Source organism: Stenotrophomonas sp. 93052_Sma (genome assembly GCF_056481145.1).
This window is the reverse complement of record NZ_CM151134.1, coordinates 629,266-643,156: the sequence shown is the minus strand read 5'-3', so window position 1 is coordinate 643,156 and position 13,891 is coordinate 629,266. Positions and strand designations below refer to the sequence as shown.

Here is a 13,891-nt window from a genome sequence, read left to right as displayed (position 1 = left end):
GCCGGTCCCTTCAGGTGACCGGCCGCGGCGGATGGATCAGAAGCGGTAATCGAAGCCCAGCGTGAAGTAGCGGCCACGCAGGTCGTACTGGCTGAAGTCGTACGGCGCGCGGATGCCCGGGAACGAGGCGTCGTACGGCGGCGTCTTGTCGGCCAGGTTCTGCACCTTGGCGTACACGGTCAGCTTGTCGATGCCGGTGTAAGCCAGGTACAGGTCGTACTGGCTGTAGCTGCCGACACGCTGCTGCACGGCCTTGGCGGCGGTACTGGCTTCCTGGCGGTAGCTGCTGGTGTAGTACCAGGTCACGGCTGCGTTGAAGTCGCCGTACTTCCAGTCCAGCGTGGTGGTGGCCTTGTCCTTGGGCAGGGTTGCGCCCAGGTTGCTGCCGGCGTAGTCCACCAGTGGGCCGCCGACCACGGTCGGGCGACGGTAGTCGCGCACGTGGGTGTAGGCCGAGGACACGGTGAAGTCACCCAGCGCAGCGGTCGGGATGCGCTGGCGCAGCTCGACGTCGATGCCCGAGGTCTTCAGCTCGCTCAGGTTCTGGTAGCGGTTGTAGACCGCCTGCAGCTTGCCGCGCTCATCGCGCTGCACGGCGCCGGCCACGTTGTCGTTGACCAGGGTCTGGGTGTTGTTGGTGCCGACCAGGTTGTCCAGCTGGATGCGGTAGTAGTCCACGCTCAGGTTGGTGTTGGCCCACGGCGACAGCACCACGCCGAAGTTCACGCTCTTGGTGCGCTCGGGCTTCAGTTCGTTGTTGCCGACGGTGAAGAAGGTGGGGTTCTGACGCGAGCCCGGCACGTCCGGGTCACGCGGATCGACCACGCTGCCGTAGGCGATGCTGGTGCTGTTGGAGTTCTCCGACAGCGACGGCGCACGGAAGCCCTTCGAGGCCGAGGCACGCACCAGCAGGAAGTCGAGCGGCTGCCAGCGCAGGCCGATCTTCGGCGAGAACGCATCGCCGAAATCATCGTAGTGATCGGCGCGCGGCAGCGGACAGCTCCAGCGTCGATGCCAGCGGCACGTTCACTTCGGCGTAGGCCGCACTGACCTGGCGCTTGCCGTGCACTTCGGCGATGGCCGGGCGCACCTGCAGGCCTGCGTCGATCTGCCACGGGTTGTTGGAATCGAGCTTCTCGCGGCGCCACTCGGCACCGGCGGCGAAGCCGATCTCGCCGGCCCAGGTATGGCCCAGGCTGCCGGAAATCTTCGCATCGATGCCCTGCAGCTTGGACTCGGCCGGACGCAGCGTGGCGATGTTGATCGAGTCGCGCACCGACTGCGGGGTGGCGGCCGGGTTCAGCAGGTTGTAGCTGCCCGTTGCCAGCGCATCGGCCAGCGCCCAGCGGTTGGCGAAACCGCCAGAGACACTCTCACGCTCGCTGCTGCGGCGCCGAACGCGGCCACTTCCCAGTCCCACTTCGCGGTGGTGCCACGCAGGCCGAACACGCCGCGGTAAGCGGTGGAGCGGTTGGTCTTGAGCGTGCCGCCCAGGTCGAAGAAGGTGTATTCGATCGGGATCGCACGGCCGTACGGGTTGTACGGATTGTTGGCCGGCAGCAGCGACGACACCGGCTCGGCCAGGCCACTGTCCGCGTTCAGTGCGAAGCGGCCGCTCTCCAGGGTGAAGAACGGGCTGCTGCCGAACCACGCGGTGCTCTTGATCTGGCTGTACAGCACTTCGCCGAAGGCTTCGACGTTGTCGTTCAGGCGGAAGGTACCGTTGGCATAGGCCTGGTAGCGCTTGGTCGAGGGAATCAGCGTGGTGAACGGCGCCTGGTTGAAGCCGCAGGTATCACCGGCCAGGCCGTCGATCGGTGCGCTGGCGACGCGGGTAGTACCGGCCGGGCAGTTGCCGCTGGCATCGAGCATCGGCACCGACACACCGTTGACCAGATAGCGCGCCCTTGGCCGACCAGCCGTTCCAGCGGCCACCGGGCTTGTCGGTGTAGATGCCGCTCTTGGTCAGGTTGCGTTCGTCCTGGTCCAGGCGCTCGCGGTTGTAGCCCTGCAGGCTGAAGAGGATGTTGTAGCCATCGGTATCGAGATCACCGAGGCCGCCGACGAACTTCAGGTTCTGCTCGTGCAGGCCGCCCTGGTCGGCGCCGCCGAAGCTGCCGCCGATCTCGGCGCCTTCGAAGTTCTGCCGGGTGATGATGTTGACCACACCGGCCACGGCGTCGGAGCCGTAGACCGCCGAGGCGCCATCCTTGAGCACTTCGATGCGTTCGACCGCGACCAGCGGAAGCGCGTTGAGATCGACAAAGGTGTCGGACAGGCCACCGGCCGGGAAGCCGTAGTTGGCCAGGCGACGGCCATTGAGCAGCACCAGCGTGTTCTTCTGCGACAGGCCACGCAGGCCGATGCCGGCCGAGCCGGAGGCCCAGCCGTTGTTGGTGGTTTCGTTGCTGGCGTTGCCGGTGTTCGCCGAGATCGAGCGCAGCACATCGGCCACGGTGGCCTTGCCGGTCTGTTCCAGCTGCTGGCGGCCGATCACCTGCACCGGGTTGGAGGCCTCGGTATCGGTGCGCTTGATGTTGGAACCGGTGACGCGCACGGCAGCCAGGGTGCTGGCTTCGCCACTGGCGTCGGCGGAGGTTTCGGCGGCGGCGGACAAAGGCGCGGCCAGAGCGACGGCCAGGGCCGCCACGAGCAGGGTGTGCTTGGGCATGACGATGTGGGGGAGGTGGTAAGGGCGACGAAGTTCCGCAGTAGTCCATGCTTGGCCGGGGTCCGGCCAATAACATCTCTTCATACGGATATAAGAGAAACTATCATCTCTTCATCCGGATGGAAAGAGTTGCTTCACGAAAGTCCAACATCCGCTCAGGCTGGCCGGCCATCTGCGGCGTACAATCGCGTCATGGAAATCTTCAAAGTCTTCATGCTCGAGGCGGCGCACCGCCTCCCCAACGTGCCGCCGGGGCACAAGTGCAGCGCCTGCACGGCCACTCGTTCCGGGTGGAACTGAAGGTCGAGGGCGAGCCTGGCGCGCAGACCGGCTGGATCATGGATTTCGGCGACGTGAAGGCGGCCTTCCAGCCGATCTACGACCGCCTGGACCATCACTACCTCAATGACATCCCCGGCCTGGAGAACCCGACCAGCGAGAACCTGGCGGTGTGGATCTGGAACGAGCTCAAGCCGAGCCTGCCGGCGCTGAGCGAGATCACCGTGCACGAAACCTGCACGTCGGGGTGCCGCTACCGTGGCCCCACTGCCTGATCAACCCATTGATCTGAAAGGTGTTTCAAAGGCGCCTCGGGCGCCTTTGTTATTTTTGTTGCATTGCCGCATCAAGGGCGTATGCTGCATTGCATCAAGCCACTCCCTGATGCCCCATGGCCGCCGCCTTCAGCGATCGCTTCAGTGATGCCACCCGCCAGCTCGCCGCCGCGGCAACGCGTGCGAACCGGTTGGCGTTGGAGAACGCGGAAAGCATGTTCGGCGTGCAGCTGAAGGTGATGGAGCGCAACCTGACCGCGACCGGCGGCTGGCTGGGTGAACTGGCCCGCGGCGAGGATGCGGCCGGGACGCTCTCCAAGGGTGCGCAGCTGTGGCAGGACAACCTGCAGCGGCTGGGCCAGGCCCAGCAGGACGTGGTTGGTCTCGGCCTGCAGGCCAGCAAGGCCTGGTCCGAACTGGTGCAGGGCTACAACGAATCAACGGCGGACGCGAACAACCACTGACGCGACGCAACGCTCATTGCGTGGGTCCCTCCCCCCACGCAATCCGGACCCGGCAGATCCCTCCCTCTGCCGGGTCTTTTTTTACCTGGCGTTTGGATTGAAGAGCGCTTCTTCGCCTGGATTCCCTGCGAGCTGAGGGGCCCCGCCGGGGCAGGCAGGGGCCTGGGCAAATGTCCCCCGGCGCCGGCCGTTGGCCGTCACCTCCTCCTTTACTTTGCCCAGACCCCTGCCCGCCCCGACGAGGCTCGGCTTACGGCAGGTAAAGCGCAGCGCTCGTGGCGCCTTTCAACTAGGCGCCGGAGGACATTCGTACGCAAGGGCCTCCGCCCCGCGCCACGCTGATTCAATCCGCTGCACGCAATGCAGAAACGGCTCAGCGCCCGCGACCACCGTGCCAATGCTGGTGCCACGCCTGGAACATCAGCACGTTCCACAGGTGCGTGTGCCACTTGCGCTCGCCACGCAGGAACGCCTCCCAGATACCGCGCACGCGTGCCACATCGAAGCAGCCCTGGTTGCGCAGCAGCTGCGGATCCAGCAGCGCCTCCGCCCAATCGCGCAGCGGGCCCGCCAGCCAACGCGCCATCGGCGGGCCGAAGCCGCGCTTGGGACGGTACACCAGCGGTTCCGGCAGGTAGCGCGCCAGCAGGTGCTTGAGGATCCGCTTGTGCTCACCATCGTGGTACTTCAGGTGCTGCGGCAGGCGCCAGGCCAGACGCACCACCTCCATGTCCAGCAGCGGCGCACGCGTCTCCACGCCCGCCGCCATGCCGGCACGGTCGACCTTGGCGAGGATGCCCTCGGCCAGATCCATGCGGAAATCCAACAGCTGGATGCGCGCCTCGGCCGGCAGCGCAGAGTCCTGCTGCTGGAAGATCGTCATCGGCTCACGTGCGCCCAGCACCACCTGCGCCGGCTGCCGCCAGCGGGTGACACGTTGCAGGTAATGCCCTTCCACATCGTTGGCGGCAACCTCGGCCACCAGCGCACGCCAGCCGCCGAGGCGGCCACGCTCGACGTTCATGCGGTTGCCACTGCGCCGCGCCAGATCACGCACCCAGTCCGGCAAGCCACCACAGAGGCGTGCATTGCGCAGCGCCCGGCCATAGCTGGGATGACCGAAGAACAGTTCATCGCCACCGTCGCCGGTCAGCGCCACCGGCTTGCGCGCGCCCAGCAGTTCACTGGCCAGCAGGGTCGGCAGCTGCGAGGCATCGGCGAACGGTTCGCACCAGACCTGCGGCAGGCGCTGCAGCAGGTCCAGGCCCTGGCGCGCATCCATCCGGTGCAGATGGTGCTGCACACCCAGGTGGCGAGCGACCTGCGAGGCCCAATCGCTTTCGTCGTGGCCGGGATCGTCGAAGCCGACCGTCCAGGCCTCGATCGGCAGCGTCGACTGCGCCTGCATCATCGCGGTCACCAGCGACGAGTCGGTGCCGCCGGACAGGAACGCACCGCAGGCCAGCGGCGAATGCATGCGTGCCGCGATCGCCTTCTGCAACACCACTTCCAGCTGGTCGGTGGCCTGTTCCAGGCTCGGCGCCGGCTGCAGGGGTTCCTGCAGCGCACTCTGCATCGCATCGCGTGCGCACCAGTAGCGCGCCCCCTTCCGCCGCCTGGCTGGAACCGCCGGCAGCGTGGTCATCCAGATCGACGCGCAGCACCGCGCCGGCCACCAGCTTGTGGATGCCCCGGTAGATGGTGTGCGGCGCCGGCACATAGTCGTGGCGCAGCAGCAGGCTCAGCGCATCCTGGTCGATGCTCGGCGCGAAACCGGCGAAGGCCTGCAGCGCCTTCATTTCCGAGGCGAACAGGAACTGGCCCTGGAACCAGCCGTAATACAGCGGCCGCTCGCCAACCGGATCACGCGCCAGCCACAACTCACGCGATTCGCGGTCCCAAACACTGAAACCGAACGCGCCTTCGATACGCGACAGCGCCCGCTCTACGCCCCATTCAACGATCGCCTGCAGCAGCAGCCGGGCGTCACTGCAGCTGCGTGGCAGCTCGCGCAGCTGCGCCTGCAGGTCGGCGCGGTTGTACAGGCGGCCGTCCAGGCACAGCACGTAACGGCCACAGTCCGAGCTCAGTGGCTGCAGCGGAGTGTCGGTCGGCGCCCGGCAGTGACCCAGCGCCAGACCGGCCTCGGCGTCGGTCCAGTAACCGATGCGGCCCCGGCCACGCTGCTGCAGGGCGCGCAGCATCGGCGCCAGCTGCTGCAGCAGGTGTTCGTCCTCGGCGGGCGGCAACCAGGCCCCGACCACGCCGCTCATCGGGCACCTCCGTAGCGGCAGCGGCGGGACGGGTTCAGCAGGCAGGGGGCGGCGAGCGACATGGGAACGGCACGCGGAGCGGAGGAGACTCCATGCTCGGCGCCCCACCTGCCCCGCGTCAGTCGCTTTGCTGTCAGCGATGGTCACCAGACGTATCACGAAGGTAACGTTTTGTAACGGCAACAAGCTATGCTGGGCGCCAAGTTGTTGCCAGGCCTGAGGCCCGGCCCGAGCGCCAGCAACCCCGGCTGAATGGCGCCCGCCCCCGGGACCCGGGCGGCCCGCAGGCTGGGATAGCATCGCCGCGCTCGTGCCGTGGCGGTACGTTTGCGCCCACGGAGGCCTTGAAAATGCTGGATATCGTACTGGTTGAAGACGATGCCCGCCTGGGTACGATGGTCAGCGACTATCTGCGGCGGCATGGCTACCAGGTGGCCCATGAGCGCAGTGGCGAGCGCGCGGTGGCCCGGATCCTGGCCGAGAAGCCGGCCCTGGTCCTGCTCGATGTCGGCCTGCCCGACCAGGATGGTTTCGAAGTGTGTCGGCAGATCCGGCCCCACTATGACGGCATCATCTGTGTGCTGACCGCCCGCACCGACAACATTGACCAGGTGCTGGGACTGGAGCTGGGGGCCGACGATTACATCGGTAAACCCATCGAACCGCGGGTGCTGCTCGCCCGCCTGCGTGCCCATCTGCGCCGCCACCGCCGGGTCGAACCGCGCGACGGCAGCCTGCGCTTCGGCGAGCTGAACATCGACCCGTCCACCCGCAACGTGCACCTGCAGGGCGGCCTGCTGGAGCTGACCACGGCCGAGTTCGACCTGCTGTTCCTGCTGGCCAGCAACGCCGGCCAGATCCTGGACCGCGATGCGCTGCTGCGCGGCCTGCGTGGCATCGCCTTTGACGGCCTGGACCGTTCGATCGATGCGCGCATCTCGCGCCTGCGCCGCAAGCTGGGCGACAACCCTGAACAACCGGAGCGGATCAAGACCGTCCGTGGACGCGGCTACCTGTTCAGCCGCTCGGCATGGGGATGAAGCGCACGCACTCGGCGATGCGCGGCCACGCCTTCCACTTCCTGCGCTACGGCATCGGCTTCCTGGTCGCCCACCTGCTGCTGATCGTGCTGGGCCTGTGGGCCTGGGATGCGCTGCTGGAAGACCGCACCGAAGCCAGCCTGCTGGCCGAGATGCGTGGCACCCATGCGCTGCTGCAGCAACGCTTCGCGGAAACACCACGTGACCAGTGGCCGGCGCTGGCACGAGGGCTCGACGCCGACTTCGCCTATGCCCTGCGAATGGTGCCGCTGGCCGAGGCGGAGAAGGCGCTGTCGGCCAGCCAGCGACCGCCGTTCAACAACGGCCGTGTGCAGATCGACCTGGAACACATGCGCAGCCTGCAGCGGATCGGCGACAGCAACTATGCCGTGATGCTGGGGCCACTGGATGAAGCGTTGCCTGAGGAAGGCTGGCAGGACAGCGAAGTGTCCGGCGTGGCGATCCTGCTGCTGATCCTGATGGTGGCCGTGGCGCTGCCGATGTACGTGATGGTCTACCGCCTGTGGCGCGACGTCTCGCAGCTGGCCCAGGCCGCCCGGCAGATGCGCGATGGTCAGCTGGACACGCGTGCGCCGCGCGCCGGCACCGCGCTGGTGCGGCCGCTGGCCAATGCCTTCAACCACATGGCCGAGCAGCTGCAGCAGCTGCTGGAAAGCCAGCGCGTGCTGGCGCAGGCGGTGGCGCACGAAGTCCGCACGCCGTTGGCGCGGATGCGCTTCGGCCTGGCCGACCTGGAGGACACCGCGCTGGACGAGATACAACGCGATGCGCTGGGTGGCCTGCGCACCGACGTCGATCGCCTGCAGCACCTCACCGATGCCGGCGTCGAGTACGCCGCGCTGGGCCGCTGCCATCAGCTGACCCGCCAGCGCCTGCAGCTGGCCGCGCTGGTCCGTGGCGTGGTGGCCCAGTTCGCACCGCTGCCGCTGCCGGTACAGCAGGCGCTGTCGCCAGCAGGCCTGGTCAACGTCAACCGGCATATGCTGGAACTGGCGCTGCGCAATCTGCTCGGCAATGCCTTGCGCTATGCGCGGCGGCAGATCCGCATCGCCAGCACGGTCAACGATGGCTGGCTGTGCCTGCAGGTGGAGGACGACGGCCCCGGCATTGCGCCCGAACTGCGCGGCCAGGTGCTGCAACCCTATGTGCGGCTGGACCCGGGCAGCCCCGGTTTCGGTCTCGGCCTGGCACTGGTGCAGGTGGTGGCCGACAAGCATGGCGGCCACGTTGAAGTGACCGACTCCGAACTGGGCGGTGCCTGCATCCGCCTGCACCTGCCTCTGGAAAGCGGCGGTGCCGTGGTGAGCGAGGCGGCCTGCTAGGCCGCCGGCTCCGCGCGCGGCAACGCGAACACGAACAGCGCGCCACGCTCACTGTCGCGCAGTTCGATGCGGCGGCCATGCAGCTGCACGATACGCTGCACGATCAACAGGCCGAGGCCACCGTTCTCGCCACGCCGTGCGCCCAGTGCGGCCGGCGCCTGGAACAACTGTGCGCGCAGCGCCGCTGCCACACCGGGACCATCATCGGCCACGCTCACCTCGATGCTGTCCGCGGTCGCACGCAGGCACACTTCGATCCGCCCACCTTCCGGCGCGTGCCGCAATGCATTGTCGAGCAGGTTGGTCAGCACCCGCTCGACCAGGCCCAGGTCGGCACGTACCAGCGGCAGGCCGGGCGGAAATTCCGCGTGCAGGCGCTGGTTGCGCGCCTGCGCGGCCAGCTCGAACTTCTGCAGTACGTCCTGCAGCAGCTCCGGCAGCGCGAACACTTCCCACTCCAGACGCACTTCACCGTGCTCCAGCCGCGCCAGCTCGAACAGCGCGCGCGCCAGCCGGCCAACCTTGGCGCTCTGTGCCAGCGCGATACCGAGGTAGCGGCGGCGCTCGTCCGGTGACAGCGTGGCGTCCTTCAGCGCCAGCGTTTCCAGGTAGCCATGCAGCGACGACAACGGCGTACGCAGGTCGTGCGAGATGTTGGCAACCAGCTCGCGCCGCTGCAGGTCCTGCTGGCGCAGCTGCTGCCACTGCTCCCCCAGCCGCTGCGCCATCTGCGCATGTGCATGTTCGAGAATTACCAGCTCGTCGCGCTCGCCCGGGCGCAGCGGTTCGGGCGGCGGCAACGGTGTCGGCGCATCGATATCGAAGGCTTGGATGCGCCGGGTCAGCCGCCGCAGCGGACGCGTCACCCAGTAGAACGCCACCAGCCCGGCCAGCAGGCCGAGGCTTCCGACCAGCATCACCGACCACCATGTGGTGTTCCACTGGCTGCCGGCCGCGAGGTCGTCGGCCAGCATCTGCCGGTGTTCGCCCACCAGCACCACGTACACATAACCGGCCTGGCGGCCCTGCACGATCAACGGTGCAGCACTGAACACCTTGCGGCCATCGGCGCTGCGCGGGTCATCGCCGAGGATCGGCAGTGGCGCACCCGACAGCAGGCGGCGTAGCGGTGCCACGTCCACCTTGTTGCGCACCAGATGGCCGCTGGGCGCGTCGTGGCCGAGAATGCGGCCTTGGTCGTCCAGCAGGTAGACCTCGACGCTGGGATTGACCGCCATCAGCTGGCCGAACAGCGCACGCACCGCAGCATCGCGCATGCCGCTGGTGTCCATCAGTTCGCTGCGTTGGGCGATGTGTTCGGCCAGGCCCAGCGACAGCCGCTGCACCACTTCCTGCTCATGGCGGGTGTTGGCGCGCATCTGCAGTGCCAGCAACGCCATGCAGCACATCAGCATCAGCGCGGCGATCACCGCCGCCAGCTTCTGCCACAGATTGGGCTTGATCATGCCGCCGCCCCGGCCGGGTCGACCAGCTTGTAGCCGCGGCCCCACACCGTCAGCAGCCGCCGCGGGTTGGCCGGGTCCGGCTCGATCTTGCTGCGCAGGCGGTTGATGTGGGTATTGACCGTATGCTCGTAACCATCGTGCTGGTAACCCCAGACCTGGTTGAGCAGTTCCATGCGTGCGAACACCTGGTCCGGGTGGCGGGCGAAGAACAGCAGCAGGTCGAACTCGCGCGGGGTCAGTTCCAGCGCATTGCCATCCACCGAAGCGGTGCGCGCGACCGGATCCAGCTGCAGCCCGCCCAGCTCGATCGCGCCCGCATCGATGCGTGCGCTCTGTGCCATCGCCTCGGCGCGGCGCAGCAGGGCGCGCACCCGTGCCACCAGTTCCGGCATCGAGAAGGGTTTTGCCAGGTAGTCGTCCGCGCCCAGCTCCAGGCCGACAATGCGCTGGGTCTCACTGCCGCGCGCGCTGATGATAATGATCGGCACGTAGCGCGCCATCGCGCGTGCACGCTGGCACACCTGCAGGCCGTCGACACCGGGCAGCATCACGTCCAGCACCAGCGCATCCCATGGGCCGTCCTGTTCCAGCAGGCGCAGGCCACCGTCACCGCTGGCGGCGTGGGCCACGTCATAGCCTTCATCGCCCAGGTGCATGCGCAGCAGGTCAGCGATGTGGGCATCGTCTTCGACGATCAGCACGCGTTTGGTCGACATCGGCAGCTCGGAGCCAGTGGGGAAGCTGGCTGCATTGTGGCGCGGGACGGCCGCCGATACCTCACGAAAAATTGAATCCTGCGTGAGGATTCGTTGACCCGGGCGGGCGCAGCATGGCCCCGTCGCCCCTTCCCGGAGTCCGCCATGTCCCTCTCCCGCCGCCATCTACTCGGCCTGGGCGGTGTTGCCACCGCCGCCGGCCTGCTCGGCCTGGGGGCCTGCAGCCGCGCCGCCCCGGCCGCCGCCGAAGCGCGTCCGTCGCGACAGTTCGAGGTCATGCGCAGCGATGCTCAGTGGCGCCAGCAGCTGACCCCGGCGCAGTACGCGGTGCTGCGCCAGCAGGCCACCGAGCGCCCGTACAGCAGCCCGCTCAACAAGGAACATCGGCAGGGCACCTTCGCCTGCGCCGGCTGTGCACTGCCGCTGTTCTCCTCGTCCACCAAGTTCGAGAGCGGCACCGGCTGGCCCAGCTTCTGGGCACCGCTGCACAACGCCATCGGCGAAGACCGCGACGTCACCTTCGGGATGCTGCGGGTGGAGGTGCATTGCCGCCGCTGCGGCGGCCATCTCGGCCATGTGTTCAACGATGGGCCACGCCCGACCGGGCTGCGCTACTGCATGAACGGTGCGGCGATGGTGTTCGTTCCCGGTGCCACTGATGGCACTGCCGACGGCTGGCGGGTGCCGGTCGGTTCTTCCCCTGCTTCCGGAGCCTGACGATGCTGCTGTTGCTGCTTGCCTATCTGGGGGGCGCGCTGACCCTGCTCAGTCCCTGCATCCTGCCGGTGCTGCCGTTCGTGTTCGCGCGTGCCGATCGCCCGTTCCTGCGCAGCACGCTGCCGTTGCTGCTGGGCATGGCGCTCACCTTCACCGTGGTCGCCAGCCTGGCTGCGGTGGGCAGCCAATGGGTGGCGCAGGCCAACCAGGTTGGACGCTGGATCGCCCTGCTGCTGATGGCGTTGTTCGCGGTCGCCCTGCTCTGGCCGCGGCTGGCCGACCATCTGCTGGCGCCGTTCCAGCGTGTGGGTGCACGCCTGAGCGCGTGCCGATGCCGCTGATGCTGCTGGGCATGGCGGCGCATGGACCTCGCTGTTGATCGGCATCGCCACCGGCCTGCTGTGGGCACCGTGCGCCGGGCCGATCCTCGGCCTGGTGCTGACCGGTGCTGCCCTGCATGGCGCCAGCGTCGGTACCAGCACCCTGCTGCTTGCCTATGCATCGGGTGCGATCACCGCGCTGGCGCTGGCGGTGTGGGTCGGCGGCCGCGTGTTCCGTGCGCTGCAGGCGCGGCTCGGCCTCGGCGATGTCCTGCGCAAGGTGCTGGGTGTAGCCGCGCTGCTGGCCGTCGTGGCGATCGGCCTCGGCTGGGATACCGGCCTGCTGACCCGCCTGTCCACGGTCAGCACCGCGCGCATCGAGCAAAGCCTGCTGGACGCAGTGCCCGGCGCGCAGCCGGCGGCACCGCCGATGATGATGATGGCCGGCGCCAATGCAGGTGCCGATGCACCGCTGCCGGTGGAAGGCGCCCTGCCCGCGCTGGATGGTGCCACCGGCTGGCTCAACAGCCCGCCGCTGAGTGCACAGCAGCTGCGCGGCAAGGTGGTGCTGGTCGATTTCTGGACGTACTCCTGCATCAACTGCCTGCGCGCGATGCCGTTCGTGCACGAATGGGAGCGCCGCTACCGCGACCACGGTCTGGTGGTGGTCGGCGTACACACGCCGGAGTTCGCGTTCGAGCGTGACCCACGCAACGTGATGAAGGCGGTGCAGCAGCTGAAGGTCGAGTACCCGGTGGCGCTCGACAACCAGTACACGATCTGGCGCGCCTTCAACAACCGCTACTGGCCGGCACAGTACTTCGTCGACGCGCAGGGCAACATCCGCGGCCATCAGTTCGGCGAGGGCAAGTATGCGCGCTCGGAACAGATGATCCGTCGCCTGCTGACCGAAGCCGGGCAGACCAACCTGCCACCACCGGCCGATCCCGCTGCCGCCGACCTGAAGGGCGTGGCCGTGCAGGCCGACATGGGCAACCTGCGTTCGCCGGAAACCTACCTGGGCCACGCCCGCGCCGAGCAGTTCGCCTCGCCCGGCGGGCAGCGCAGCGACACCGCGTTCGACTACAACCTGCCGGCCACCCTGGCGTTGAACCGGTGGGGACTGTCGGGGCGCTGGACCGTTACCGACGAAGCTGCGCAGCTGCAGCAGGCCGGTGGCCGCATTGCATTCCAGTTCCATGCGCGCGACCTGCACTTGGTGCTGGCACCGAGCGAGGACGGCAAGCCAGTGCGCTTCCGCGTCTGGCTGGATGGCAAGCCGCTGCCCATCGCCGATGCCGGCAGCGATGTCGGCGCCGATGGCAGCGGCGTGGTCAACGAACACCGCTTGTACCAGCTGGTGCGCCAGCGCGGCGCGGTCGGCCCGCATCGCTTCGAGATCGAATTCCTCGATGCGGGCGTGCAGGCCTATGCCTTCACCTTCGGTTGAAACGGGAGCACACGATGAAACTCTCTTTTGAACAAGGTATCGCCGCCGGTGTCGCCGGCTTGGTAGCTACTGCATTGATCGCTGGCGTGCTGCTGGTCGACCACGGCGCAGTCGCGGCACCGCTGGAAGCCAGCGCGCAGGCCAAGGCACTACCGGCGCCCAGCGGCGACGCCGCGTTCCGCGATGACGCCACCCATGCCAGCGTGGTGTTCGCCGGCGGTTGCTTCTGGGGCGTGCAGGGCGTGTTCCAGCACGTCAAAGGCGTGAGCAATGCGGTGTCCGGCTACATCGGTGGCAGCGCGGCCAATGCGCGCTATGAGCGCGTCAGCGGTGGCCAGACCGGTCATGCCGAGGCGGTGAAGATCGACTACGACCCGCGCCAGGTCAGCTATGGCCAGCTGATGCAGGTGTTCTTCTCGGTGGTGCACGATCCGACCCAGCTCAATCGACAGGGGCCGGACCACGGCAGCCAGTACCGCTCGGCGATCTTCAGTGATGACGCACGCCAGCAGGCGGCCAGCCGCGCCTACATCGCCCAGCTCGGCCAGGCCGGCAGCTACCGCGCACCGATCGTCACCCAGCTGGTCAGCGGCCAGCACTTCTACCCGGCCGAGAGCTACCACCAGAACTACATGACCAACTACCCGCAGGCGGCCTACATCCGCTACTACGACGCACCGAAGCTGGCTGCACTGGGCAAGCAGTTCCCGGCGCTGTACCGGCGCGACGCGGCACTGGTGCCGATGCGGTAACGACCCGGGTAGTGCCGACCGCTGGCCGGCTCCTGCGGATCTGGGGATCGCCGGCCAGCGGCCGGTACCACCTCCAAAAAGACGCACGGCCATCCAGCCGTGCGCTTGGGAAGTATCGGCCGTGC

General features: G+C 67.9%; 7 protein-coding genes and 4 pseudogenes. 7 read left to right on the top strand and 4 right to left on the bottom strand.

Annotated features, from left to right (window positions below; all coding sequences use genetic code 11):
- Positions 1–36 precede the first annotated feature (36 nt).
- Positions 37–2,671: pseudogene (locus tag ACZK2V_RS02975) on the bottom strand (TonB-dependent receptor plug domain-containing protein).
- 192 nt (positions 2,672–2,863) lie between these two features.
- On the opposite strand from ACZK2V_RS02975, the pseudogene queD reads away from it, so the two are divergent.
- Together queD and ACZK2V_RS02965 are read left to right on the top strand one after the other, a co-directional pair.
- Positions 2,864–3,225: pseudogene (gene queD, locus ACZK2V_RS02970) on the top strand (6-carboxytetrahydropterin synthase QueD).
- Between the two features lie 116 nt (positions 3,226–3,341).
- Entirely contained in the window at positions 3,342–3,689 is a 348-nt protein-coding gene (locus tag ACZK2V_RS02965; protein WP_014035870.1) for a phasin family protein, read from the top strand.
- 373 nt (positions 3,690–4,062) lie between these two features.
- Here the strand turns inward: ACZK2V_RS02965 and asnB are convergent.
- Positions 4,063–5,962, bottom strand: a pseudogene (gene asnB / locus ACZK2V_RS02960) (asparagine synthase (glutamine-hydrolyzing)).
- Between the two features lie 350 nt (positions 5,963–6,312).
- Between asnB and ACZK2V_RS02955 the strand changes: the two are divergent.
- Complete coding sequence (locus ACZK2V_RS02955) at positions 6,313–7,002, top strand: winged helix-turn-helix domain-containing protein (protein WP_049461656.1); 690 nt, start codon at positions 6,313–6,315, stop codon at positions 7,000–7,002.
- Complete coding sequence (locus tag ACZK2V_RS02950) at positions 6,999–8,345, top strand: ATP-binding protein (protein ID WP_049461657.1); 1,347 nt, start codon at positions 6,999–7,001, stop codon at positions 8,343–8,345. Before ACZK2V_RS02955 ends, ACZK2V_RS02950 begins: the two co-directional genes overlap by 4 nt.
- Here ACZK2V_RS02950 and ACZK2V_RS02945 read toward each other — a convergent pair.
- Positions 8,342–9,811 (bottom strand): sensor histidine kinase, encoded by a 1,470-nt coding sequence (locus ACZK2V_RS02945; protein WP_049461658.1) that lies wholly within the window; start codon positions 9,809–9,811, stop codon positions 8,342–8,344. The two genes, ACZK2V_RS02950 and ACZK2V_RS02945, sit on opposite strands and share 4 nt — an antisense overlap.
- Positions 9,808–10,527, bottom strand: a complete 720-nt coding sequence (locus ACZK2V_RS02940; RefSeq protein WP_012509950.1) for a response regulator transcription factor — start codon at positions 10,525–10,527, stop codon at positions 9,808–9,810. Before ACZK2V_RS02940 ends, ACZK2V_RS02945 begins: the two co-directional genes overlap by 4 nt.
- A gap of 144 nt (positions 10,528–10,671) precedes the next feature.
- Between ACZK2V_RS02940 and msrB the strand changes: the two genes are divergently transcribed.
- The 3 genes and pseudogenes from msrB to msrA all read left to right on the top strand — a co-directional run bounded on the left by msrB (position 10,672) and on the right by msrA (position 13,766).
- Complete coding sequence (gene msrB, locus ACZK2V_RS02935; protein WP_049424854.1) at positions 10,672–11,244, top strand: peptide-methionine (R)-S-oxide reductase MsrB; 573 nt, start codon at positions 10,672–10,674, stop codon at positions 11,242–11,244.
- Positions 11,245–11,246: 2 nt separating this feature from the next.
- Positions 11,247–13,014: pseudogene (locus ACZK2V_RS02930) on the top strand (cytochrome c biogenesis protein DipZ).
- Between the two features lie 14 nt (positions 13,015–13,028).
- Positions 13,029–13,766 carry a peptide-methionine (S)-S-oxide reductase MsrA gene (msrA, locus tag ACZK2V_RS02925; RefSeq protein ID WP_049424850.1) on the top strand — a complete coding sequence of 246 codons (738 nt, stop codon included), beginning with the start codon at positions 13,029–13,031 and terminating at the stop codon, positions 13,764–13,766.
- The last annotated feature ends 125 nt before the right edge of the window (positions 13,767–13,891 follow it).